The organism is Winslowiella toletana (assembly GCF_032164335.1).
GTDB lineage: Bacteria > Pseudomonadota > Gammaproteobacteria > Enterobacterales > Enterobacteriaceae > Erwinia > Erwinia toletana_A.
On sequence record NZ_CP134152.1, the window covers coordinates 3,935,766 to 3,958,455 of the forward strand.

Below are 22,690 nucleotides of genomic sequence, written 5' to 3' on the forward strand. Positions count from 1 at the left end.
CTCCTTATTTCCATTCATCATCAAGCGTTAGCGTCAGCTGATGGCTGTCACGCAGGCCGCGATACCAGTGAGCCGATTTTTTCATCCGGCGCTGGCGCTGGTTTTCCAGATCGATCTCGATTAATCCATAACGGTTCTTGAAGGCGTTCATCGGCGATACGTTATCGGTAAATGCCCACAGCATATAGCCCTGACAGTTGGCGCCCGCCTCGCGCGCTTTCAGCGTCTGATACAGATGTTCGGCGATAAACTCAATGCGATAATCATCCTGTATCTCGCCGTCGGCATTTTTAAACTGCGCTTCGTTTTCAATGCCCATGCCACTCTCCGCCACAAACCACGGGACGTTGCCATATTCATTCTTAATCCGCATTGCCATATCAAAAATAATCTGCGGCATAATTTCCCAGCCGCGGGACTTATTCATCCGGCGGCCTGGCAGCTCAAAATGCTCGTAGTAGTAAGCCGGATGAAAAGGCGTTTCCGCATGCCAGGCGCGAGAAGGCGCCTTAACGCGATGCGGATAATAGAGATTGATGCCGACTTCATCGACGCGATAGTCAGCGATCAGTTGCAGCTCAGCAGCGTCGTAATCCCACTGCACGCCATGCTGTTGCAGCAGCGCGATCAGCTCTGGTGGATATTCGCCTTTCATCGCCGGATCAAGAAATACCCGGTTATAAAACAGGTCGTAGAGATGCGCCGCTTTAACATCATGCGCGGCACTGGAGCGTGGATAAGTCACTTCCGGATTAAGGATAGTCCCTACAGTGCCCGGATAGCCTTTTTCACGAAACAGCTTCACCACTTTGGCGGTTGCCAGATTTTTATGGTGATTCCACTGCATCCATTTATGTGTATTTTGCTCGTAAGGCCAGCGCAGCGCGTCCAGATAGACGCGGGTCTGCACCACAATCGGCTCATTAAAAGTGAACCAGCGCGTGACTTTATGCGCGTAGCGGGCAAACACCTGTTCGGCATACAGCAGATACAGTTCCACCACTTTTTTCGACGCCCAGCCGCCATATTGCTCCAGTAAAATAGCCGGAAGCTCATAGTGTTCAAGGCATAGCATCAGTTCAATGCCCTGGCGCTGCATCTCATCGATCAGGTTGTCGTAGTAGCGGGCGTACTCTTCATCCACCACTCCATTTTCATAGTCGGTGAGAAACCGTGACCAGTTGATGGAGGTGCGGTAGTGCGTCAGCCCGGCAGCTTTCATTAATGCCACATCTTCCTGATAGCGGTTAATAAAATCGGTGGCCCCCGCCGGGCCATAGCCGTTATGCCAGACGTGGCGATCGTGCTGATACCAGGCATCAAGATAAGAATCCTGCCCCGGTTTTTTGCCGCTCCAGCCTTCGGTTTGCCAGGCTGAGGCGGCAGCGCCGAGAATAAAATCTTGCGGGATGGAGACACTCACTTTGCTCATGCCAGCTCCTGTTTTTCGGGTTGCAGCAATTTCTCTTCCGCTGCCTGTGCGCGGCGGGCAGCGATTTTGACAAACGGGAAGTAGATAACCACTGAGACCAGGATGCAGACGATTTGCGTCACTACCGCGCCCATTGAACCGGCGGTGGACAGCCAAGCATTGATAATCGGCGGCGTAGTCCACGGCACCATCACTACCGCCTTACCGGCGAAGCCGGTAAGGGTCGCGAAGTAGCCAATCGAACCGGTAATTAATGGCGTAATAATGAAAGGGATCGCCAGGATCGGGTTTAGCATAATCGGCATACCGAAGATCACCGGCTCATTAATGTTAAACAGCCCGGGTCCAAAGGAGAGTTTGGCAATTTCACGCATCTCTTTACGTTTGGTTGCCAGCATGACCGCCGTCAGCAGGCCAAGCGTCAAGCCGGAGCCGCCAATACTCATATACACATCCCAGAACGGCATAGTGATGATATTCGGCGCTTCGATACCCTGCTCAAAAGCATTCATATTGACCAGAATCGCCCCTAACAGCAGCGGCTCGCGGATTGGCTTAATCATCTGGTTGCCGTGAATACCAATCACCCAAAACAGCTGCGCGACAAACATCAACAGCAGAATGCCCCACAGGCTCTGCACCACCGATTCCAACGGCTCCTGCACCACTTTGTACACTGCATCATAGAGATACATGCCGGTAACGCGGTGGAAAATAAAGCCAAAGGTGGCGATAGCGGAGACGGTGATAATTGCCGGGATCAGCGCGGAAAACGAGGCGGCGACATTCGGCGGCACGGTATCCGGCATTTTGATTTTCAGGCGGTTGATGTTCTCCAGCCGGCAATAGATTTCTACCGACAGGATGGCGATAAACATTCCGAGAAACAGGCTTTTAGTATCGGAGAACTGCTTCGCCAGCACGTCGGTTACCAGTTGCATCTGGCCGCCAACCATCATTTGCAAGGTGGTGGGCGTCACGGCAATAAAGCAGATAATCGCTAACAGCCCGGGAAACAGCGTCCTGATCCCGTTGATTTTGCCCAGCTCAATACCAATCAGAAATACCGCGCCAATATTCAGAAAGCTTAAAGTGGCATAGTTAATACTGCTGGTGATCGGTTTCAGCTCGGCAAGAAAGGCAAGGGAACTGAAGCTTGCCAGACCATTTTTCGGATCCAACACCATATTAGAGATCAATACGGAAAAGGCACCGACAATAATCACCGGCATCAGGGTGATAAACGACGCCTTGATCGCCATGATGTAGCGATAACTATTAAATTTAGTAGCGAAACTCCCCAGAGAGTCGATCAGACGATCCTGTAGAGACATGAGTGATACCTCAAAGTAAAAGTGTCAGCGTCCGGTTATTGAGTTACTGGTGAAATTCCATTCACCTGGCATACCAAAATTAACCATATCGATTTATTTTTCTGTGATTAAGCTCTCGGAACGCTATTTTGGCATTCCAGTAAGATTAACTTTCAAATTTTGGTATACCAATAACCGAGGTGAGTATGGATTTCGAACAAACCATGATGGAGTTGTTGATCAATGCAGGCGAAGCGCGATCCCACGCAATGAGCGCTATCCAGTTTGCCCGTAAACGCCAATGGCAGAGTGCGGATGACGCGCTGGCGGCCTCTGTGGAAGCGGCAAAAGCGGCACACCATATTCAGACCCGGTTAATTGGTGCTGACGAGGGTGTCGGTAAGGTGCCGGTGACGCTGATCCTGGTACATGCGCAGGATCATCTGATGAATGCCATGCTGTGCCGCGATCTGGCCGAGGAGATTGTGTTGCTCAGAAAGGAGATGTTTGGCGGATAATCGTTTGGCACAGGCGGCAAGAACGCAGCCTGTGCATATGACTGTTATTTATCTGATAATTAACTTTCTAAGGCCAGCAATTCGGCAATCGTCTGGCGGCGACGAATTTCACGCGGTTGTCCGTTTTCAAACAGCACTTCCGGCAATAACGGGCGCGTATTGTAATTTGATGACATCGACGCGCCATAAGCGCCGGTATCATGAAATACCAGATAATCCCCCACCTGCACCGCTGGCAGCGCGCGGGTTTCCACTTTACCGCCCTCCTGCTGGGTAAACACATCACCGGACTCACACAGCGGCCCGGCAATCACACTCTCAATCGTCTGCTGGGGATCGATCTGACGTTCGTCTCCGGCCAGTGCTGAAATATGGTGATAGCTGCCGTACATCGCCGGACGCATCAAATCGTTAAACCCGGCATCCACCAGCACAAAGTGGCGGCTGCCCATCGCTTTCACCGCTCTGACCTGGGAAACCAGCACGCCAGATTCCGCGACCAGATAGCGACCCGGTTCAATTTCCAGCTTTACAGCATGACCGAGATGCGCGGCAATACGCTGACGCGCGCCATTCCACAGGCCAAAATAGTGTTCGGTATCAATCGCCTCTTCACCAAAGTGATAAGGAATCGACAGGCCGCCACCGGCAGAAATCGCTTCAAGATCTTCACCAAAGCTCACCACCTGGTCGACCATCGCATCACACACCTGCTCAAGATGGCCGTAATCAACGCCAGAGCCGATATGCATATGAATGCCAACCAGTTTCAGACCATGCTGCTGAATAGCCTTCAGCGCCAGCGCTAAATCGGTATGCCAGATTCCGTGCTTGCTGTTTTCACCGCCGGTATTGGTTTTCTGACTGTGTCCATGCCCGAAACCTGGGTTCACCCGCAGCCAGACGCGATGCCCTGGCGAAACCTCACCAAGCTGATGCAGCATATCCACTGAACCGGCATTGACCGGGATCTGTAGCTCCGCAACCCGTGCCAGCGTCGGTGCATCAAATACGTCAGCGGTAAACACAATCTCATCGCCGCCCGGCTGAAAACCCGCCACCAGCGCGCGCTCAATCTCACCCAGCGAAACGGAATCGACCTTAACGCCAGCCTGATGCATCAGGCGTAAAATATGAATATTCGAACAGGCTTTTTGCGCGAAACGAATCACATCAAACTGCTGCAATTGCTGGATGCGCTCGGCAATGATGCTGGCGTCGTAAGCCCATACCGGGCAGTCGTAGCGACGGGCCAGTTGCAGCAGGTTTTCGCCGGTCAGGGCAGTTTCGGTGTTATTCAGCGGGCGTGGCATAGCAATTCTCCTGAAGTAGTGACGCTATTACGCCACAGGCTGTTCTTGCTGAAAAATATCTGTTTAATCCATGTCTATGCAAATATGATATGGTTTTCACTGACGGATGGCGAAAATGGCCAATATCAACCTGCGGCATATTGAGATTTTCCATGCGGTGATGACCAGCGGTAATCTCACCGAAGCGGCAGCAATGCTGCATACCTCCCAACCCACCGTCAGCCGCGAACTGGCACGCTTCGAGAAACTGATTGGTTTACAGCTATTTGAGCGGGTGCGGGGCCGACTGCAACCGACCGTGCAGGGCTTACGGCTGTTCGAAGAGGTACAGCGCTCATGGTACGGGCTGGATCGCATTATTGATGCGGCAGAAGGCCTGCGTCAGTTTCGCCAGGGCGAGCTTTCCATCGCCTGTCTGCCGGTATTTTCTCAGTCGCTGCTGCCGCTACTTTGCCAGCCGTTTCTGCAACGCTATCCCGATCTCAGCCTGAATATCATTCCGCAGGAGTCACCGCTGCTGGAAGAGTGGCTCTCTGCCCAGCGCCACGATTTGGGGCTGACCGAAACAACTCTGACGCCAGCGGGCACCGATCGCATCGAATTGCTGACGCGCAATGAGGTCTGCGTATTGCCAACAGGCCATCGCCTGGCGGCGCGCACGCAGCTGGAGCCACAGGATTTCGCAGGGGAAAACTACATCAGCCTGTCGCGCAGCGACAGTTATCGGCAGCTGCTGGATAAGCTGTTTGCGGAACATGGCGTGCAGCGCCGTATGGTAATGGAGACGCACAGTGCGGCATCGGTTTGCTCGATGGTTAAAGCCGGAGTGGGAATTTCAGTGGTGAATCCACTGACGGCGCTGGATTACGCCGACAGTGGAGTGGTGATTCGCCGGTTCAGTATCGATGTGCCCTTTACCGTCAGTTTGATCCGGCCGCGTCATCGCCCGGCCTCGGCGCTGGTGGATGCCTTCAGTCAGCATCTGCAACAGCATATTGGCTTGTTCAGCCAGCGCCTCGACGCGTTACTGGCTTAAGCGCTGACCGCTTCCGGGCGGCCAGATGCATTGCGGAAGGTGATCAGGCAAACCACCAGCCCAATCGCCGCCAGCACGGCGGCAGCAACCGGCACCGCCGTCAGGCCGAAGCCACCGCTGATCACCGCGCCGCCGACCCACGCACCCAGCGCATTACCGACGTTAAACGCCGAAATGTTCAGGGTCGAGACCAGGTTTGGCGCATCTTTACCGTGACGGACCACGTTAATTTGCAGGCCCGGAACGGTAGCAAACGTCGCCATTGCCCATAAGAAAAGCGTGATTTCCGCCAGCCACAGCGCATGGCTGGTCCAGCTGAACAGCAGCGACAATACCGCAATTAACGAGAAGCTGAGCATCAGACTGAAGGAGACGCGCCAGTCTGCCAGCTTACCGCCGAGAATATTACCGATGGTCAGGCCACCCCCAATCAGGAACAGCGTCCAGCTGACGCCGCGATCGCTGATGCCGGTCACTTCCAGCAGTAACGGCGCGATATAGCTGAACAGCGCGAACATAGCCGCAGCAAAGAACATCGTCATCAGCAGTGACAACCATAGCTTGCCATTGGCCAGCGCGCTGATTTCACTCGCCAGATGGACCGGCTTCTCTTCTTTATTTACCGGCAGGCTGACGATTAAGGCGATAAATGCCAGTACGCCGATAACCGATACCGCCCAAAACGTGGCACGCCAGCCAAATAACTGGCCAAACCAGGTGCCTAATGGCACGCCCAGCACGTTGGCCAGCGTCAGGCCGGTAAACATCAGCGCGACCGCCGAGGCCTGCTTGCCTGCCGGTACCAGACTGGCAGCAACTACCGCGCCAATCCCGAAGAAGGCACCGTGACATAATGCAGTCACCACGCGCGCCAGCATCAGCAAGTTATAGCTGTACGCCAGCGCACACAGAATGTTGCCAACGATAAAGATCGACATCAGTAATATCAGCGTGCGCTTACGCGGCAGTCTGGCGGTCAGCAGTGCCATAATGGGTGCGCCAATGGCAACACCCAACGCATAGCCACTGATTAACCATCCGGCTGATGGAATCGAAACGTGTAGATCTTTAGCCACCTCAGGCAGCAGCCCCATAATGACGAACTCAGTGGTGCCGATCGCAAATGCACTCAGCGCCAACGCCAGTAATGAAACAGGCATATCATTCTCTCCAAAAAAACTTATAACTTCAGGCAGGATGTTTTACGTATAAAGGTCATTTTTAGTGATGTCAGCTATGAGGGCTTGATTTGATCTACATCACAATCGACTATTAGAACATAGCCGATAATAGCCATACATCACATTTACAGCAAATGTGTGTTGACCGGTTAGCAATAATCATGCTTGTCGCACCTAATAAAACAGGTGCAAATGTAAACAATCAGCTGCTAACGCGTTTTATTGTTAATCGAATTTTTATTCTAATTCTGCCGGTAAACTTTAGTCATTCTTAACATTCCGCGTTAAGATTGATCCCGTTTTTACGGTTTTATACAATCAAGCATTGCTATCTTGAGTGAGGTTGTTAGGATTTTTCAGCATTTCGCCTTAAAGAATAATGCTTTGCGGCCGATACCTGGTTAATGGAGTGGCCTGGTGATAGTTACGTTGCTTGATAATCAACGTCGGGGAGACATGATGCGACTGCTTATATCCTTAATGTGTTTGTTACTTGCTGGATGCTCGGTAGGCAAATATGAGTATAGTGGAGAGGCTCTGAAAAGGGTCGACATGACGGTAACGGGTATACCTACGGTGATGGGAATTGGCACCCTGGGTACAACTATCCCGTTGACCGATAAATATAGTCTGACCGCCGCACATGTGGCTAAATTTTCAACCTATAAAGTCAAGGCGTATCATCCTGATTGCGATTTGGCGATTGTATATCGCAAAAATAATGAAACAAATCTGCCACCCACCTTCCGTAATGGCAAGATGGGGGACACGGTAAACCTGTATGGCTATAGCTTTATTTCGGCGATGCCGGTCGCGTCCAGCGGCACCAACCTGGTCAATACCGGACTGAAAAATAGCTGGAACAATTTGAACTGCGTGGTGGTGGCTGCCGATGCAGGCGTAGTCAAAGGGATGTCAGGTGGCGCAGTCTATAATGCCTCGGATGACAGTATTGCGGGCGTAATTGTCGGCTATACCAATGAAATTAATGAGAGTAAAACCGGCAAGAATCTGTATAAAAACGTCGCGCTCTACGTCCCTTATGCCAGCTTCAAAGACTGGCTGGAACAGACCACCCGCTCTTAACCGAACCGGCGTATTCACTATCGGCAGCAACAATGCCGCCGATAGTCAATTTACAGGCTACAAAACTGCATCAGGCCGTGTCGCGCAGTTCAAACATGCCAAACGGGTGAATCTGCAAGTAGTAGCAATCGCCCGGTGACGGTTGTAACTCAATCGCATTAACCTGCAACAATAATTGCTGTCCGTGCCAGTCAACCAGCACTTCATATTGCGGCCCCATATAGGCGACTTTTTTGATGGTACAGCGCTGACTGTCCTCCCCCTGCTGACTGAGGGTGATCGCCTCCGGACGCACACCAACCGCACACTGCTGCAATCCGCTGGCAAAACCTTCAGGTCGTGCAATCGCATAGCCAAAGATTTCGACGCGATTGTGGTTTATACGCGCATCGAAGATATTGGCGTCTCCCATAAAGCCGGCCATAAAGCGCGAAGCCGGATAGCGATACAGCGTTTGCGGCTCGCCCAACTGCATAATCTTGCCTTTATTCATTACCAGCACGGTATCCGATACCGCGAATGCCTCACTTTGATCGTGGGTGACATACAGTGAGGTGATATTGAATTGCTGCTGCAGCTCGCGGATTTTTTCACGCATGCTGCGGCGCAGGTTGGCATCAAGATTACTCAGCGGCTCATCAAACAACAGCACCTTGGGCTTCAGGATCAACGCACGCGCCAGTGCTACTCGCTGCTGCTGTCCACCGGAAATTTGATCGACAAATCGATCTTCAAATCCTTCCAAATCCACCAGTTTCAGCGCTTCATTCACCCGATCGCGGATTTCGGCTTTTGGTCGACCCAGCATACGCAAGCCGTAGCCGATGTTTTCTCCCAGCGACATATGTGGAAACAGCGCATAAGACTGAAAAACCATACAGATATCACGCTGCTGAATCGAGCGGTGGGTCACATCCTCACCATCAATCAGGATCTGCCCTTCGGTAGGTTTTTCCAGCCCGGCCACCAGCCTTAATACCGTAGTTTTGCCACAGCCCGACGGCCCCAGCAGTGTGACCATCTGCCCCTGTGGAATGGCGAGGCTGAGATCGTCAATCACCACGTTATTCCCAAAGCGCTTACCAATATTTCTCAGTTCGACGAAGTGTTTTTTATTATCATTTGGTTGTGCAACGTTAGCGTTCATAAGCACCCTGTTAACTGTTTTTCGCCCGCGAACGGGCCACGCGCGCTTCACCGACCAGCGCATCAAAGATAAAAATGATGGCCAGCATCACCACGATCAAAATCGAACCATAGGCAATCGCCATGCCGTATTCGCCATCCTCAACCCGGTTGAGGATGTAGGACGTCGCCACGCGGGTATCTGGCGTCACAAGGAAAACAATGGCGCTGACGGTGGTAATGGCGCGCACAAAGCTGTAGATCAGTGCCGAAAGGATCGCCGGTCGCAGCAGCGGCAGTACGATAAACAGCACGGTTCTTAACGAGCCGGCGCGCAGGCTGAGTGAGGCTTCGTCCAGTGATTTATCCAGCTGTCCCAGCCCGGCAATACCGGCGCGAATTCCTACCGGCACGTTACGCATCACCATTGAAATAATCACAATCGCCGCGGTTCCGGTGAGATAAACCGGTGCACTGTTAAATGCCAGAATATAGGAGACGCCCGCCACGGTGCCCGGCACCGCGAAGCACAGCATGGTCGTAAACTCGATCACTTTTTTACCGGTGAAGTGCTGGCGCACCACAATGTAAGCAATCAGTAAACCAAAGATGGCGGTAATCGGCGCAGCAATACCGGCATACAGTAGCGTGTCGAGCAGTGAAGGCCAGGCACCGTCACTGAATCCCTGTCCGAACAGCTTGCTGAAGTTATCCAGCGTCAGAGTGTAATCAACGCCCCAGTTAACCGTGAAGCTGCCGTAGAAGATGCTGCCGTACAGCAATACGTTAAAACCGATCCATACCCACAGCAGCAGCGTCACCGCCGTCACTAACGAGCCAGGTAATGGCTGTACATCGCCACGCGAAGATTTTCCGGAAATGGTGACGTAAGAGCGTTTACCAATCCACATATACTGGATGCAGAAGACCAGCAGGGAGAACAGCAGCAGGATCACTCCCAGCGTACTGGCGGCGGCATAATCCAGCTGAGCGCCGGTAATATAGAAGTAGATTTGCGTTGCCAGTACATCAAAGTTACCGCCCAGTACCAGCGGGTTACTGAAGTCAGCCAGCGATTGTACAATTACGATTAAAAACGAGTTAGCCAGCGCCGGTTTAAGCAGCGGTAAGAATACCCGCTTAAAGGTCTGATAGCGGTTGGCACGCAGGGTATAAGAGGCTTCTTCCAGCGACGGATGAATAGTTTTAATCGCACCGTCGAGGATCATAAATGACATCGGCGTAAACGCCAGCACCTGCGCCAGCCAGATGCCGGTAAAACCGTACAGCCAGTTACTGTTGGTCAGCCCAAGATACTGCACCATAAATTCGGTGATATAACCGGAACGCCCCATCATCAGCGTCACCCCTAAGCCAACGACGAACGGCGGGGTCACAATCGGCAGAATCGAAAAGATACGGCCAATCAGCGCTGAACGTTTAGCGATGCGCGTGGTGTAAATCGCCAGCACCAGCCCGAAGAAGGTGCAGCCAATCCCCACTGCGGCGCTAAGCAAAAATGAGTTCCAGATAACCTGAATGATATGCGCCTGACCGAGAATATTCATAAACTGCAACGGCGCGAACGCTCCGTTGTCATCACTGAACATCGGTTTGAAAATGGCCAGGCTGGGATAGAGAATAAACAGCCCAATCAGCGCCACAATGGCGATCAGCGAGCCAAGCACAAAACGGTCGCCGCCCAGCCACTCCAGCCGCGACAGCGCCAGCGTCATAATAGCGCCGAGGCTGATCAGCATCAGAATCGATCCATAGCCCATTCCGCGCCCGATCAACGTGGCGCTGACCACCATAAACAGCGCGCAGAACAATGCATAACCCGCATCAAACAGATGGCGGCCACGCTGCTCACGACTGACGCTGTGCGCCGGGCGCACCAGCAGTAACAGCGGCAACAGCACCCATGCCAGACCAATATTGAAGCCATGCCAACCGTAAGCCGCAACAATCTCATCGCCGGTTGACTCCAGCAGTCCGTAGTCGAGGCTGAACACCGGCAGCAGCGCAAACGCCAGCACCAGAATACCCAGCCAATAGAAAATAGCATCCCGTCTCTGCGCCGGGCGCAAAGCTATAGCATCACTCATGATATTCCCCGGTAATGGGTAAAAGAGAGCAGCAGCACGCCGTCAGCGACGTGCTGGTGAACGTGGGTTATTTACCCATCTTGACTTCATTGACCCACTTGGTGATCAAGTGTTTACGGGTATCGGAAGCGCCGTATTTATCCATGTCGTAATCGATCAATTTCAGATCGTCGAGTTTCAGCGAGTTCGGTGAGGTTTCGGCCGTGGTGTTGGTCAGGATCTGATAGGACTGCCCCTGTTTCCACGACAGCTCCTGCGCCTCTTTTGACAGTGACCAGTCTACGAACAGTTTGGCATTCTCCATATTGCGGGCATTTTTCAGGATGCTGACGCCGCCAATTTCGTAGCCGGAGCCTTCACACGGTGAGATAAGCTCCAGCGGTGCGCCCTTCTCTTTTTCCAGTGAATAGTCGTGCAGGAAGCCAATGCCAATCGCGGTTTCACCGCGTGCGGCGTTACGCGCCGGTGCAATACCGGATTTGGTATACTGAGAGACGTTACCGTTAATCTTCTTAAGGTAATCAAATGCTTGATCCTCCCCCCACAGCTGTGTGAAGGTCGCCAGTGCGGTGTAAGCAGTGCCGGAACTTTGCGGATCGGCAATCTGGATCTCGCCTTTATAGATGGGGTTGGTCAGATCCTTCCAGCATTTTGGCACCGGCAAATTTTTCTCTTTCAGGCGATTGGTATTCACCCCCATGCCGAGAATGCCGATGTAAATTGCTGATGAGTAATTGCCTTTCACCTTGGCCGGATCGCGGAACTTCGGCATGATCTGCTCAAGATTTGGTGATTTATACGCTGCCAGCAAGCCCATTTCACCAGCCTGCGACTGCGGATCGAGCGTGCCGCCATACCAGACATCCGCCTGCGGATTATTTTTTTCCGCATCGATTTTCGCCAGCGTGCTGCCGGACCCGTTGCGAATAAAGCTGGTTTTCACGTCATACTTTTCGCCGAAGGCTTTGGCTTCGGTTTCACACATGGTGTTGGTCGCGCTGCAATAGATTACCAGACGACCTTTGGCTTGCGCACTGCCGGCGAACGCGGCCAGTGTCAGCCCGGCGGCAATCAGGGTAGCGAGAGGGGCAAGTTTCATTTTTTATCCTTATCTTTTTTGGGTACAGCCAGTGGGTAAGATTACGACACCTGTTTAAATCTCATGCGGTTTAGCCCGGCGATCAGCAACGGCATCAGCAGTAAGCCAATACAGCTGGCCGCCAGCGTCAGCAGTGCAAAGAAACCTGACCAACCGTAATGCTCCAACACCTGCGCCAGCGGCCATCCCGCCAGGGCCGCCCCCAGATAGGCAAATAACCCAAGAAAACCGGTGACGGTTCCCGCCGCGTCTTTGTGACAATATTCGGCCGCCGCCAGACCAATCAGCATTTGCGGGCCAAAGATAAAAAATCCCAGACTAAAAAAGCACATCGACAACAAACCGTAGTGGTGTACCGGAGCCAGCCACAAGGCGGTCATGCTGAGAAACAGCCCAAAGGCAAACAGCAAAATCATTGGCGCACGCTGACCGCGAAACAGCAGATCCGATCCCCATCCGGCGAACAGCGCACCTATCAGCCCGCCAAGTTCGAACAGTGATAGCGTGGCGTTCGCCCCCAGCAGCGAGACGCCGTGGCTTTCCGCCAGCCAGATATTGCCCCAGTCATTCAGTGCTATCCGAATCAGATAAACCAGCACGTAGGATGCCGCCAGCAGCCAGATAGTGCGGTTTGCCAGAATCGCCTGGCGCAAAATCGTCCGCATGCTCATGGGTGGGCTGTGCTGCTCCTGCCATAACTCCAGCGGATCGCGTCGCCAGTTGCCGACGGTAGGCAATCCCTGCGTCACCGGTTTGTCACACAACTGCCAGCACAGCCAGATACCTAACAACATTCCGGTGACACCCGGTACCAGCAGCGCCGCCTGCCAGCCATACGCGGAGGCGAGAAACCCTGACAGTAATGGCACCAGCGCGCCGCCCATGGTGATCGAGGTATTCCAGCATCCCCACCAGAAACCACGCTCATTGCGTGAATACCAGCTGGTGAGCAATTTGGCACACGGCGGCCAACCCCATCCCTGAAAAAAGCCGTTCAGCGTCCAGACAATCAGCAGTGCGCTCCACGAGTGGCACAGGGTAAACACCACATTCAGCATCCCGGTGATAAACAGTCCGGTGCCCATAAACCAGCGTGCCGAAGTTTTATCACTGATGATGCCGGAGAAAAATTTTGACGCGCCGTAAACCAGATAAAACAGCGTGCCCAGCAGGCCGATATCGGCTTTATCCAGCCCCAGTTCCAGCTGCATCACCGGCATCGCGTAACTGACGCTTTTACGCGTCAGATAAAAAGCCGCGTAGCCCACCACCATCGAAAGCAGTAGTCGCGGACGCCAGTAGCGATAAACTGCGCTAATCTGCTGTTCAGTCAGGGCCGTTGTCGACATGCGCTCCTCCGGGGTTGAGGCGAGTATAGGGAACAGGCTGAGGGTGGGGATGAGACAAAGTAGGAGGGCACTAAGACTTATTCCTGGTTAAGTCGTTATTTGACTCAGTTTTGTGGGCAAGTTAACAATTATGCGCGTTCCCTGCTGCTGCGATATCTGCCAGTCGCCGCCCAGCGCGCGCACTCGCTCCTCAATACCGCGCAGACCAAAACCACTGCCGGTATTCGCCGTGACGCCAATACCATCGTCACTGACCACCAGAGTAATCAGCTGATTATCTTGCGTCAGGCTGACGCTAACCCGCCGCGCCTGCGCATGCTTGCTGATATTGTTCAGCAGCTCCTGCACCACGCGATAGAGGGTAAAGGTCAGGGTTTCATCCTGCGGCGCATCGCACAACTGATAGTCGAGCCGGAAATCGACGCCCTGCTCAGCAAACGAGAATTCCCCCGCCAGCTGGTGCAGTGCTTTATCCAATGCCATTTCATCCAGCACCGGCGGTCGTAACTGCCGCAGCAGCTGGCGCGTGGTGTGGTGAATACGCTGCGACAAATCGCCAATCTGTCCGGCGGCCTGCTTCGCCGCCGTGGTATCAGCGGTGCGCCTGACCAGCATCGCCTGAATCTGGATGGCAGTGATATTCTGGCCAATTTCATCGTGCAGTTCGCGCGCTATCGCTTTGCGCACCGCCTCTTCGGTATCGACCAGCTGTGCCATCAACTGGCGACGTGCCTGCAACTCTTTTTCCAGCTGCTGACGATAACGCTGTAAGTGCTGCGCCAGCTGCTGCTGACGGCTGACGGCAATTCCCAGGCCAGTACCGAGCAGCGCCTGGGTAGAGAGAAACAGCTCCAGCTCGCGCAGATCGTGAAAGGCACCGCTCGCTTGCCGCGTCAGTGTAATCAATACGCTACCGAGGATCGCCGATAATACCCCACCCTGCCAGCCAAACTTATAGGCCATAAATACGTTGGGCAGAAACACCAAAATCAGCAGCAGGCCTTCCATCTCCGGCGCGACAGCCACCTGAATACTGACGCCTATCGCAAAAAATACCGAGCACCAAATCAGCAACGAGGTTCGCAGTGGCGGATCTGGCATACGCTGAGCCAGCATATCGCTGAGGTGTTGTTGTCGCAGATATTCATAAATCAGATAGCTAAACGGCGTGAGCAGGATGCCGCCGGTAAACGAGGCCAGCAGCGTTTGCGTTACGCCCTCCTCCAGCCACGGGCCAATAACTCCCCCTTGCAACAGTGCATTAGCGGTCACCGCTGCCAACAGCACCGTCAGCCGCTGCCAGTAGAGAGTATAGTAATGCCAGACGCGCTGACTGAGCCAGGCGGGCAACAGACTGAGTAGCGGCGACAGCAATATCAGCGGCTGCGTCAGTAGCTGCTCAAATAACAAGGCGATCAGCATCACCGCTTCAACCAGCAGCATGGGTAGCCAGTAGCGGCGCGGTAACAGAATCATCAATGCCAGGTGCAGCCCCTGCGGTAACAGCATCACCGCCTGCTGCTCGTTCTGGCTTAAGTAAAAACTGATAATCCACAGCGCCAGCCAGCTGAGGGCAAAAAATAGCGACAGGAATAGTGAGAGGACTAACTGGCGGGAGCGCGGCATCAGTGGCCGCTCAGCAACTGATGCTGCAAGGCAAAGTGGACCAGCTCAACGGTGGTCGCACACTGCAATTTTCCCAACACGTTAGCACGATGCACGTGCACGGTTTTATGGCTCAGGTCGAGCTGACCGGCTATCGCTTTTACACTTAGCCCGTTGACCAGCAGCTCGAACACCTCTTTTTCACGCGGCGTCAACTCTGCCAGTTCCTGCGGTATTTGCGTGGTTTGACGCAAAGCACGCAGCGCATCAGCACAGAGATACAATCCCCCTACACTGACGGTACGCACTGCCTGCACCAGCTCTTCCGGACCACAGCGTTTGGTCAGATAACCACTGGCACCCGCGTCTACCGCGCTTTGAACAAAGGCACTGGAGTCATAAATACTGAGAATAATTGCGCGAAAACCAGGGCGATGATGACGCAACCGCTGCAACAGGCTGAGACCGCTCTCTTCTGGCATCGCAATATCCAGCACCACCACGTCAATAGCATCACGCAGTAAATGCGGCCACGCCTGCGGCGCGCCAGAAAATTGCCCCACCACCTGAATATCATTTTCCAGCGACAGCAGTTGAGCAAAGCCGGAACGCACCACTACATGGTCATCGACCAACGCCACGTTAATCATAATTAGTCACACCACTGTCATATTTCTTTGCATCATGCGTCGGAAATGTCTGACTGGCAAACTAACAACAGGAAATTGCAGAGAGGTTAACAAATTGTGATGAAAGCACGGAGACAGAAACAGATCCAGCTTGTCGCGACGCTAGTTAGCGCCACGGATTCAACAACGGCGCATGCATTCCGATAAAATCTTTAGTATTGCGCGTTATCACCGTCATGCCATGAACCATTGCCGTGGCAGCAATCATAGCATCAGCCTGTGAACGTTGATCCGGCACGTGCAGATTCGCGCAGTATAAGGCTACGGCTTTATCGCACGGGTGGTTTCAAACTCGATATCTTGCGACGCTGGCATTGATAATGCTTCAACCAGTGACTTGCGGCTACCTGAAAGCCGGATAAAGTCATGATAAGTCATCAGAACATGCTCTGGCTTACCGCGCATGGTGATGTAAACCGGGCCTGATTCCGCCGCTTTTTTCGCACTGGAGACGTCCTGATTAAAGTGACGGCTGGTATAAGTGATCGTCATAATGCCTCCTTTAAGTAGGTATGTTGCTACATTTTTAATCTACTTAAGTCCGGTTAAAAAACAATGGCTAAAATAGCAGCAAAAAAAACGGCCAGCATTAGCTGACCGTTAATCTTGCGGCGTACTACCCAATTATTTATTGGTTGGACGCAGCGCCGGGAACAGAATCACGTCACGAATCGTATGGCTGTTGGTAAACAGCATCACCATACGGTCGATACCAATCCCCAGTCCGGCTGTCGGTGGCAAACCGTGCTCCAGCGCCGTGACATAGTCTTCGTCGTAGAACATCGCTTCATCATCACCGGCATCTTTTGCATTAACCTGCTGGGCAAAACGCTCAGCCTGATCTTCTGCATCATTCAGCTCGGAGAAGCCGTTACCGATTTCACGACCACCAATAAAGAATTCAAAGCGGTCGGTGATTTCCGGATTGTCGTCATTACGACGCGCCAGCGGTGAAACTTCAGCCGGATACTCAGTGATAAAGGTCGGCTGAATCAGATGGCTTTCAGCAGTCTCTTCAAAGATCTCAGTCACCACGCGGCCCAAGCCCCAGCTCTTCTCGATTTTAATACCCAGAGAAGCTGCGATAGCCGACGCTTTTTCCATATCATCAAGATCGGCCAGATTGGTTTCCGGACGATATTTCAGAATCGCTTCTTTCATCGTCAGTTTTTCAAACGGTTTGCCGAAATCAAACTGCTGATCGCCATACGGCACCACAGTGCTGCCCAGCACGTTCTGCGCCAGGGCGCGGAACAGACTTTCGGTGAGTTCGATCAGATCTTTGTAATCCGCATACGCCATATAGAGTTCCATCATGGTGAACTCTGGGTTATGGCGTGGAGAAATACCTTCGTTGCGGAAGTTACGGTTAATCTCGAACACGCGATCAAATCCACCCACTACCAGACGCTTCAGGTACAGTTCTGGCGCAATACGCAGGTACATATCAATGTCCAGCGCATTATGATGAGTGATAAACGGACGCGCAGAAGCACCGCCTGGAATTACCTGCATCATTGGCGTTTCCACTTCCATAAAGTCACGTCCCACCATGAACTGGCGAATACCGGCCATGATCTGGGAACGCACTTTGAAAGTGTTACGTGATTCGTCGTTGGCAATCAGATCGAGATAACGCTGACGATAGCGGGTTTCCTGATCGGCCAGGCCGTGAAATTTATCCGGCAGCGGACGCAGTGCTTTGGTCAGCAAACGCAGCTCGGTACAGTGAATCGACAGCTCACCGGTTTTGGTTTTGAACAGCTTACCGCGTGCGCCAAGGATGTCGCCTAAGTCCCATTTTTTGAACTGCTCGTTGTAGTGACCTTCTGGCAGATCGTCACGCGCCACGTACAGCTGAATGCGGCCACCGACGTCCTGCAAAGTCACAAATGACGCTTTACCCATAATGCGGCGCGTCATCATTCGGCCAGCAACACTGACTTCGATATTCAGCGCTTCCAGCTCTTCGTTCTCTTTGCCGTCGAATTCAGCGTGCAGTTGGTCAGAAGTACGATCGCGGCGGAAATCGTTCGGAAACGCCACGCCGTTTTCACGCAGCGCACCCAGCTTTTCGCGACGCGCTTTCAGTTCGTTGTTAAGCTCAACTGCGGCATCAGCAGCGCCCTGCGGTTGTTGTTCAGACATGTCGGTTCCTTATAACCCTGCTTTCAAACTTGCTTCAATAAATCGATCCAGATCGCCGTCGAGTACCGCCTGGGTATTACGTGTTTCCACCCCGGTACGCAGATCTTTGATGCGTGAATCATCAAGAACGTAAGAACGAATCTGGCTGCCCCAGCCGATATCGGACTTGTTATCTTCGAGCGCCTGTTTATCAGCATTTTTCTTTTGCATCTCAAGCTCATACAGTTTCGCTTTCATCTGCTTCATCGCTTGATCTTTGTTCTTATGCTGAGAACGGTCGTTCTGACACTGAGTCACGGTATTGGTTGGCAAATGGGTAATACGTACCGCAGATTCCGTACGGTTTACGTGCTGCCCGCCCGCGCCGGATGCGCGATAAACATCGATGCGCAGATCGGCCGGATTGATTTCGATATCGATATCATCATCCACTTCCGGGTAGATAAACGCAGAGCTGAACGAGGTATGACGGCGACCGCCGGAGTCGAACGGGCTTTTGCGCACCAGGCGATGGACGCCAGTTTCAGTACGCAGCCAGCCAAAGGCGTAATCGCCACTGATGCGTAATGTGGCGGATTTAAGACCGGCCACATCACCATCTGACTCTTCGATCACTTCAGTTTTAAAGCCTTTGGCTTCTGCCCAGCGCAGGTACATACGCACCAGCATGCTGGCCCAGTCCTGGGCTTCGGTGCCGCCGGAACCGGCCTGAATATCGATATAGCAATCAGCGCTGTCATACTCACCAGAGAACATGCGGCGGAATTCCAGTTCGCCCAGCTTTTTCTCCAGCTCGTCCAGTTCGCTAACGGCTTCATTAAAGGTGTCTTCATCGTCTGCTTCAACTGCCAGTTCCAGCAGGCCAGCAACATCTTCCAGCCCCTGAGACATCTGGTCCAGAGTGGCAACGATGGCTTCTAACGAGGAACGCTCTTTTCCCAGCGCTTGCGCACGTTCGGGTTCGTTCCAGACATCAGGCTGCTCTAGTTCTGCGTTGACTTCTTCAAGACGTTCTTTCTTCGCATCATAGTCAAAGATACCCCCGAAGAACGCCACTGCGCTCGGTGAGATCCTGAATACGGTTTTTTACCGGATTTATTTCAAACATAGTTTAAGAATCTTTATTTAGGAATGTCTGTAATGTAACGGGGCAGTTTAACTGAATTGTCGTGCAGTTTGTAGCACAGATGCGCGGTTTCAGCCCGGGCATTGGCATCTGAAAGTCATACGGGCTGCAAACCTTTGATACAGACGGCGAGAACACCGCCTGTATCAAATAACCGGGTTATAACGGCCAGAGATGTTCGATAATCAGCTGCACATTGCGATTGCCGCGAAACTCGTTCACATCAAGTTTATAGGCCAGCTCAACCTGTTTAACACTGGGATCGGGCCATAGCGCGGTGTCGATATTAAACGCGATACCATCCAGTAACGGACCACCGCCCAGTGGCTCAATCATCACTTTTAAATGACGTTCGCCCACCAGACGCTGCTGTAACAGCTTAAATTTGCCGTCAAAAATCGGCTCCGGAAAAGCTTGCCCCCACGGACCCGCTTCGCGCAGTAATTCAGCGGTGGCTAGCGTCAGTTCCTGCGGGGCTAATTCGCCATCGGACCAGATAACGCCCTGTAGCATCTCAGCATCCAGCCACTCACCCACCAGTTCGGCAAAGCGCTGACTGAACTCCTCAAAACGCGCCTCTTCCAGCGACAAACCGGCCGCCATTGCGTGGCCGCCAAATTTCAGAACCAGACCCGGATTCAGCGTATCAATCCGCTCTAACGCATCGCGCATATGCAATCCTGATACCGAGCGGCCTGAGCCTTTCAGCGTGCCATCACCGGCTGGCGCAAAAGCAATCACCGGGCGATGAAATCGCTCTTTCAGTCGTGAAGCGAGAATTCCCACCACGCCCTGATGCCACTCCGGATGATACATGGCAATACCCAGCGGCAGTGCATCGCTGCTGCGTTCCAGCTTGTCACACAGCACCAGCGCTTCAGACTGCATTGCCTGTTCGATGTCTTTGCGGTCTTGATTCAGTGCATCCAGCTCATGTGCCAGCATACGGGCCTGCGCCGGATCTTCACTTAACAGCAGCGCCACGCCAACCGACATATCATCAAGACGTCCTGCCGCATTGAGACGCGGGCCGAGGGCAAAACCGAGGTCGCTGGCGGCCAGCTGGCGTGCATCACGATTAGAGATTTCCAGCAGCGCACGTATTCCAGGGCGACATTTACCGGCGCGGATACGGCTGATTCCTTGCCACACCAGAATGCGGTTATTGGCATCAAGCGGCACTACGTCGGCAACGGTTCCTAACGCGACTAAATCCAGCAGTTCGGCGAGATTAGGCATTGCTGGCCCCCGCTCAAACCAGCCAAGTTCGCGCAGATGCGCACGCAGCGCCAGCATCAGATAGAACGCGACCCCAACACCCGCCAGCGAGCGTGACGGGAAGGTGCAGTCAGTGAGATTAGGGTTAACGATCGCTTCGGCATCCGGCAATACTTCACCCGGCAAATGGTGATCGGTGATCACCACCGGAATCCCTCGCTGATGCGCGTCGCTAACGCCGGTCAGTGAGGAAATACCATTATCGACGGTAACAATCAGTTCCGCGCCGCGTGCCGCCGCCTGCGCCACCACTTCCGGACTCAGACCGTAGCCATCCTCGAAGCGATTGGGCACCAGATATTCAATGTTACGCCCGCCCATACTGCGAAGCGCCAGCACGGTAAGCGCGGTGCTGGTGGCACCATCGGCATCAAAATCGCCGACGATCATGATGCGCTTATTGTCCACCAGCGCCTGATGCAGAATTTCAACCGCGCGCTGAATACCGCTGAGTGACTGATAAGGGAGCAGATTTTTAGCGCCGCGTTCCAGTTCACTGGCTTGCTGCACGCCACGATGGGCATAGAGACGTTGTAGCAGTGGATGAAGTTCCGCCGGTAACTGCGCCTCGCCCGTCGCCTCACGGCGACGGAGTTGAGTAGGTTTATTCACTGAAACTTAGCCACCACGCTTCTGGCTATCAAGCAACTGCTTCATCTCTTGCGGCCCCTGATAACCCGGCACCATCATGCCGTTTTCCAGCAGAATCGCCGGAGTACCCTGAATGCCGTACAGCACGCCGAGTTTGTAGTGTTCATCAAGGTTGATGTCACAGCTGGCAGGTGAAATATCATCACCCTTCATCGCTGCATCCAGGGCTTTCTTACGATCGGCAGTACACCAGATCGACTTCATCTGTTTTTCCGTCGGGCTGTTCAGCCCCTGACGCGGGAACGCCAGATAGCGCACGGTAATTCCCAGCGCGTTATAATCTGCCATCTGCTCATGCAGCTTGCGGCAGTAACCACAGGTGATATCGGTGAAGACGGTAATCACGTGCTGCTCTTTTGCCGCCTTGTACACGATCATCTCTTTCGCCAACGCATCCACTTTTTTCTCCAGCAGCTGGTTAGTCACATTGACCGGCTGCGCGCCGCTGACGTCATACAGCGGGCCCTGAATAAAATGTTTGCCGTCGTCGCTGACATACATTACGCCGCTTTCCGTCAGGACAGTTTTGGTGCCCGCCAGCGGAGAGGGTTGAATCTCAACTTGCTCTAAACCCAGTTTTTTTAATGACTGCTGAATCGCCGCATCATCGGCGTGGGCAACACCCGTGACTGATGCAATCAGTAATGACATCAGCATAAAACGCTTTTTCATATTAATCCTTTCTTCTCACTCTCTATCCTGCACCTCAGGCGCGCGGATGGTGCTTTTGATGTAATTGACGCAGACGCTCGGTGGCGACATGGGTGTAAATTTGTGTAGTCGATAAATCGCTGTGGCCTAAAAGCATCTGTACGACACGCAAATCGGCACCGTGGTTCAGTAAGTGGGTGGCAAAAGCATGTCGCAACACGTGCGGAGACAGTTTTTCGCTGTCTATAGCGGCCAGCGTCGCATAATATTTAATTCGGTGCCAAAAAGTTTGGCGCGTCATGTGTTGAGCACGGTTACTGGGAAACAGGACATCACCGCTCTGACCATTCATCAGCCACGGGCGCCCATACTCGATAAATTGCTCAATCCAGTGCACCGCCTCTTCTCCCAACGGTACCAGTCGCTCTTTGTTGCCTTTACCAATCACCCGCACCACACCCTGGCGCAGACTGACATCGCTCAGGTTTAAGCCTACCAGTTCTGAAACGCGAAGTCCGGTTGCATACAGCAATTCCAGCATCGCTTTATCACGCAGTTCAATCGGCTGCTCGGTGCCGGGTGCCTGCAACAGCCGTTCAATCTGGGCCTCCGACAGGTCCTTAGGCAAACGCTGCGGCAGCTTCGGTGAGGAGAGCAGCGTACTGGGATCGTCATCGCGCTGCTTTTCCCGATAAAGGTACTGAAACAGCCGACGCATCGCACTGAGTAAACGAGCCGAACTGCTGGCTTTATAGCCGCCTTCCAGCCGTTCCGCGAGGAAAGATTGCAAATCAATTGCCTCAGCATTGAGCAGACTGCGTTGGTGGTGCTCCAGCCATAGCGCCAGCGCCTGCAAATCGAGGCGATAAGAGGCCAGTGTATTCTGCGCAAGGTTGCGCTCAATCCATAGCGCATCCAGAAATTGCTCGATCAAATCGTTATCTTGCACGGTTACCTCATCAGTGTGCATTCGTGCTCATTA

At 53.2% G+C, this 22,690-nt stretch carries 19 protein-coding genes; 3 read left to right on the plus strand and 16 right to left on the minus strand.

Annotation, left to right across the window (positions count from 1 at the left end; genetic code table 11):
* Positions 1-4: 4 nt before the first annotated feature.
* Both RIN69_RS18135 and RIN69_RS18140 read right to left on the minus strand, forming a co-directional pair.
* Positions 5-1,432, minus strand: a complete 1,428-nt coding sequence (locus tag RIN69_RS18135) for a glycoside hydrolase family 1 protein (protein WP_313853533.1) — start codon at positions 1,430-1,432, stop codon at positions 5-7.
* Positions 1,429-2,766, minus strand: a complete 1,338-nt coding sequence (locus tag RIN69_RS18140; RefSeq protein WP_313853534.1) for a PTS sugar transporter subunit IIC — start codon at positions 2,764-2,766, stop codon at positions 1,429-1,431. The genes RIN69_RS18135 and RIN69_RS18140 overlap by 4 nt, the downstream gene beginning before the upstream one ends.
* A 185-nt stretch (positions 2,767-2,951) precedes the next feature.
* On the opposite strand from RIN69_RS18140, the gene RIN69_RS18145 reads away from it, so the two are divergent.
* Positions 2,952-3,263, plus strand: coding sequence for a PTS lactose/cellobiose transporter subunit IIA (locus tag RIN69_RS18145; protein WP_313853535.1), 312 nt, complete (start codon positions 2,952-2,954; stop codon positions 3,261-3,263).
* Positions 3,264-3,322: 59 nt separating this feature from the next.
* Here the strand turns inward: RIN69_RS18145 and lysA are convergent, their stop codons facing one another.
* The gene (lysA, locus tag RIN69_RS18150) at positions 3,323-4,576 is read right to left on the minus strand and encodes a diaminopimelate decarboxylase (RefSeq protein ID WP_313853536.1); all 1,254 of its coding nucleotides are present in this window, start codon (positions 4,574-4,576) and stop codon (positions 3,323-3,325) included.
* A 115-nt stretch (positions 4,577-4,691) separates the two neighbouring features.
* On the opposite strand from lysA, the gene RIN69_RS18155 reads away from it, so the two are divergent.
* Positions 4,692-5,612: a LysR family transcriptional regulator gene (locus RIN69_RS18155; RefSeq protein ID WP_313853537.1), complete on the plus strand. Its 921-nt coding sequence runs from the start codon at positions 4,692-4,694 to the stop codon at positions 5,610-5,612.
* Here the strand turns inward: RIN69_RS18155 and RIN69_RS18160 are convergent.
* Entirely contained in the window at positions 5,609-6,772 is a 1,164-nt protein-coding gene (locus RIN69_RS18160; protein ID WP_313853539.1) for an MFS transporter, read from the minus strand. The two genes, RIN69_RS18155 and RIN69_RS18160, sit on opposite strands and share 4 nt — an antisense overlap.
* 480 nt (positions 6,773-7,252) lie before the next feature.
* On the opposite strand from RIN69_RS18160, the gene RIN69_RS18165 reads away from it, so the two are divergent.
* Positions 7,253-7,879 (plus strand): serine protease, encoded by a 627-nt coding sequence (locus RIN69_RS18165; protein ID WP_313857796.1) that lies wholly within the window; start codon positions 7,253-7,255, stop codon positions 7,877-7,879.
* 70 nt (positions 7,880-7,949) lie between these two features.
* Here RIN69_RS18165 and fbpC read toward each other — a convergent pair whose 3' ends face one another.
* The 12 genes from fbpC to xerD all read right to left on the minus strand — a co-directional run bounded on the left by fbpC (position 7,950) and on the right by xerD (position 22,678).
* On the minus strand, positions 7,950-9,026 hold the full coding sequence (fbpC, locus tag RIN69_RS18170) for a ferric ABC transporter ATP-binding protein (protein WP_313853540.1): 1,077 nt from the start codon (positions 9,024-9,026) through the stop codon (positions 7,950-7,952).
* 10 nt (positions 9,027-9,036) lie between these two features.
* Positions 9,037-11,112, minus strand: coding sequence for an ABC transporter permease (locus RIN69_RS18175; protein WP_313853542.1), 2,076 nt, complete (start codon positions 11,110-11,112; stop codon positions 9,037-9,039).
* Positions 11,113-11,179: 67 nt separating this feature from the next.
* Positions 11,180-12,211 carry an ABC transporter substrate-binding protein gene (locus RIN69_RS18180; RefSeq protein WP_313853543.1) on the minus strand — a complete coding sequence of 344 codons (1,032 nt, stop codon included), beginning with the start codon at positions 12,209-12,211 and terminating at the stop codon, positions 11,180-11,182.
* 41 nt (positions 12,212-12,252) lie between these two features.
* Entirely contained in the window at positions 12,253-13,560 is a 1,308-nt protein-coding gene (gene uhpC / locus RIN69_RS18185) for an MFS transporter family glucose-6-phosphate receptor UhpC (RefSeq protein ID WP_313853544.1), read from the minus strand.
* A gap of 87 nt (positions 13,561-13,647) precedes the next feature.
* Positions 13,648-15,186, minus strand: coding sequence for an MASE1 domain-containing sensor histidine kinase (locus RIN69_RS18190; protein WP_313853545.1), 1,539 nt, complete (start codon positions 15,184-15,186; stop codon positions 13,648-13,650).
* Positions 15,186-15,815 (minus strand): response regulator transcription factor, encoded by a 630-nt coding sequence (locus RIN69_RS18195; protein WP_313853547.1) that lies wholly within the window; start codon positions 15,813-15,815, stop codon positions 15,186-15,188. Before RIN69_RS18195 ends, RIN69_RS18190 begins: the two co-directional genes overlap by 1 nt.
* Before the next feature lie 300 nt (positions 15,816-16,115).
* The gene (locus tag RIN69_RS18205; protein WP_313853548.1) at positions 16,116-16,346 is read right to left on the minus strand and encodes a type II toxin-antitoxin system Phd/YefM family antitoxin; all 231 of its coding nucleotides are present in this window, start codon (positions 16,344-16,346) and stop codon (positions 16,116-16,118) included.
* A 132-nt stretch (positions 16,347-16,478) separates the two neighbouring features.
* Positions 16,479-18,002 (minus strand): lysine--tRNA ligase, encoded by a 1,524-nt coding sequence (gene lysS, locus RIN69_RS18210; RefSeq protein ID WP_313853550.1) that lies wholly within the window; start codon positions 18,000-18,002, stop codon positions 16,479-16,481.
* Positions 18,003-18,011: 9 nt separating this feature from the next.
* A protein-coding gene (gene prfB / locus RIN69_RS18215; RefSeq protein ID WP_313853552.1) for a peptide chain release factor 2 occupies positions 18,012-19,110 on the minus strand; the annotation gives its coding sequence in 2 pieces (ribosomal slippage) (positions 18,012-19,034 and positions 19,036-19,110; 1,098 coding nt in all).
* A 177-nt stretch (positions 19,111-19,287) separates the two neighbouring features.
* A complete protein-coding gene (gene recJ, locus RIN69_RS18220) occupies positions 19,288-21,018 on the minus strand; it encodes a single-stranded-DNA-specific exonuclease RecJ (protein WP_313853554.1) in 1,731 nt (576 codons plus the stop codon).
* 6 nt (positions 21,019-21,024) lie between these two features.
* On the minus strand, positions 21,025-21,729 hold the full coding sequence (dsbC, locus tag RIN69_RS18225; RefSeq protein WP_313853556.1) for a bifunctional protein-disulfide isomerase/oxidoreductase DsbC: 705 nt from the start codon (positions 21,727-21,729) through the stop codon (positions 21,025-21,027).
* 34 nt (positions 21,730-21,763) lie between these two features.
* Positions 21,764-22,678: a site-specific tyrosine recombinase XerD gene (gene xerD / locus RIN69_RS18230; protein ID WP_313853558.1), complete on the minus strand. Its 915-nt coding sequence runs from the start codon at positions 22,676-22,678 to the stop codon at positions 21,764-21,766.
* Positions 22,679-22,690: the final 12 nt, after the last annotated feature.

What these genes read in the sequence shown, in the direction of transcription:
- RIN69_RS18135 (WP_313853533.1), bottom strand. Translation starts at nt 1,432, where the DNA reads ATGAGCAAAGTGAGTGTCTCCATCCCGCAAGATTTTATTCTCGGCGCT.
- RIN69_RS18140 (WP_313853534.1), bottom strand. Translation starts at nt 2,766, where the DNA reads ATGTCTCTACAGGATCGTCTGATCGACTCTCTGGGGAGTTTCGCTACT.
- RIN69_RS18145 (WP_313853535.1), top strand. Translation starts at nt 2,952, where the DNA reads ATGGATTTCGAACAAACCATGATGGAGTTGTTGATCAATGCAGGCGAA.
- lysA (WP_313853536.1), bottom strand. Translation starts at nt 4,576, where the DNA reads ATGCCACGCCCGCTGAATAACACCGAAACTGCCCTGACCGGCGAAAAC.
- RIN69_RS18155 (WP_313853537.1), top strand. Translation starts at nt 4,692, where the DNA reads ATGGCCAATATCAACCTGCGGCATATTGAGATTTTCCATGCGGTGATG.
- RIN69_RS18160 (WP_313853539.1), bottom strand. Translation starts at nt 6,772, where the DNA reads ATGCCTGTTTCATTACTGGCGTTGGCGCTGAGTGCATTTGCGATCGGC.
- RIN69_RS18165 (WP_313857796.1), top strand. Translation starts at nt 7,253, where the DNA reads ATGCGACTGCTTATATCCTTAATGTGTTTGTTACTTGCTGGATGCTCG.
- fbpC (WP_313853540.1), bottom strand. Translation starts at nt 9,026, where the DNA reads ATGAACGCTAACGTTGCACAACCAAATGATAATAAAAAACACTTCGTC.
- RIN69_RS18175 (WP_313853542.1), bottom strand. Translation starts at nt 11,112, where the DNA reads ATGAGTGATGCTATAGCTTTGCGCCCGGCGCAGAGACGGGATGCTATT.
- RIN69_RS18180 (WP_313853543.1), bottom strand. Translation starts at nt 12,211, where the DNA reads ATGAAACTTGCCCCTCTCGCTACCCTGATTGCCGCCGGGCTGACACTG.
- uhpC (WP_313853544.1), bottom strand. Translation starts at nt 13,560, where the DNA reads ATGTCGACAACGGCCCTGACTGAACAGCAGATTAGCGCAGTTTATCGC.
- RIN69_RS18190 (WP_313853545.1), bottom strand. Translation starts at nt 15,186, where the DNA reads ATGCCGCGCTCCCGCCAGTTAGTCCTCTCACTATTCCTGTCGCTATTT.
- RIN69_RS18195 (WP_313853547.1), bottom strand. Translation starts at nt 15,815, where the DNA reads ATGATTAACGTGGCGTTGGTCGATGACCATGTAGTGGTGCGTTCCGGC.
- RIN69_RS18205 (WP_313853548.1), bottom strand. Translation starts at nt 16,346, where the DNA reads ATGACGATCACTTATACCAGCCGTCACTTTAATCAGGACGTCTCCAGT.
- lysS (WP_313853550.1), bottom strand. Translation starts at nt 18,002, where the DNA reads ATGTCTGAACAACAACCGCAGGGCGCTGCTGATGCCGCAGTTGAGCTT.
- dsbC (WP_313853556.1), bottom strand. Translation starts at nt 21,729, where the DNA reads ATGAAAAAGCGTTTTATGCTGATGTCATTACTGATTGCATCAGTCACG.
- xerD (WP_313853558.1), bottom strand. Translation starts at nt 22,678, where the DNA reads ATGCACACTGATGAGGTAACCGTGCAAGATAACGATTTGATCGAGCAA.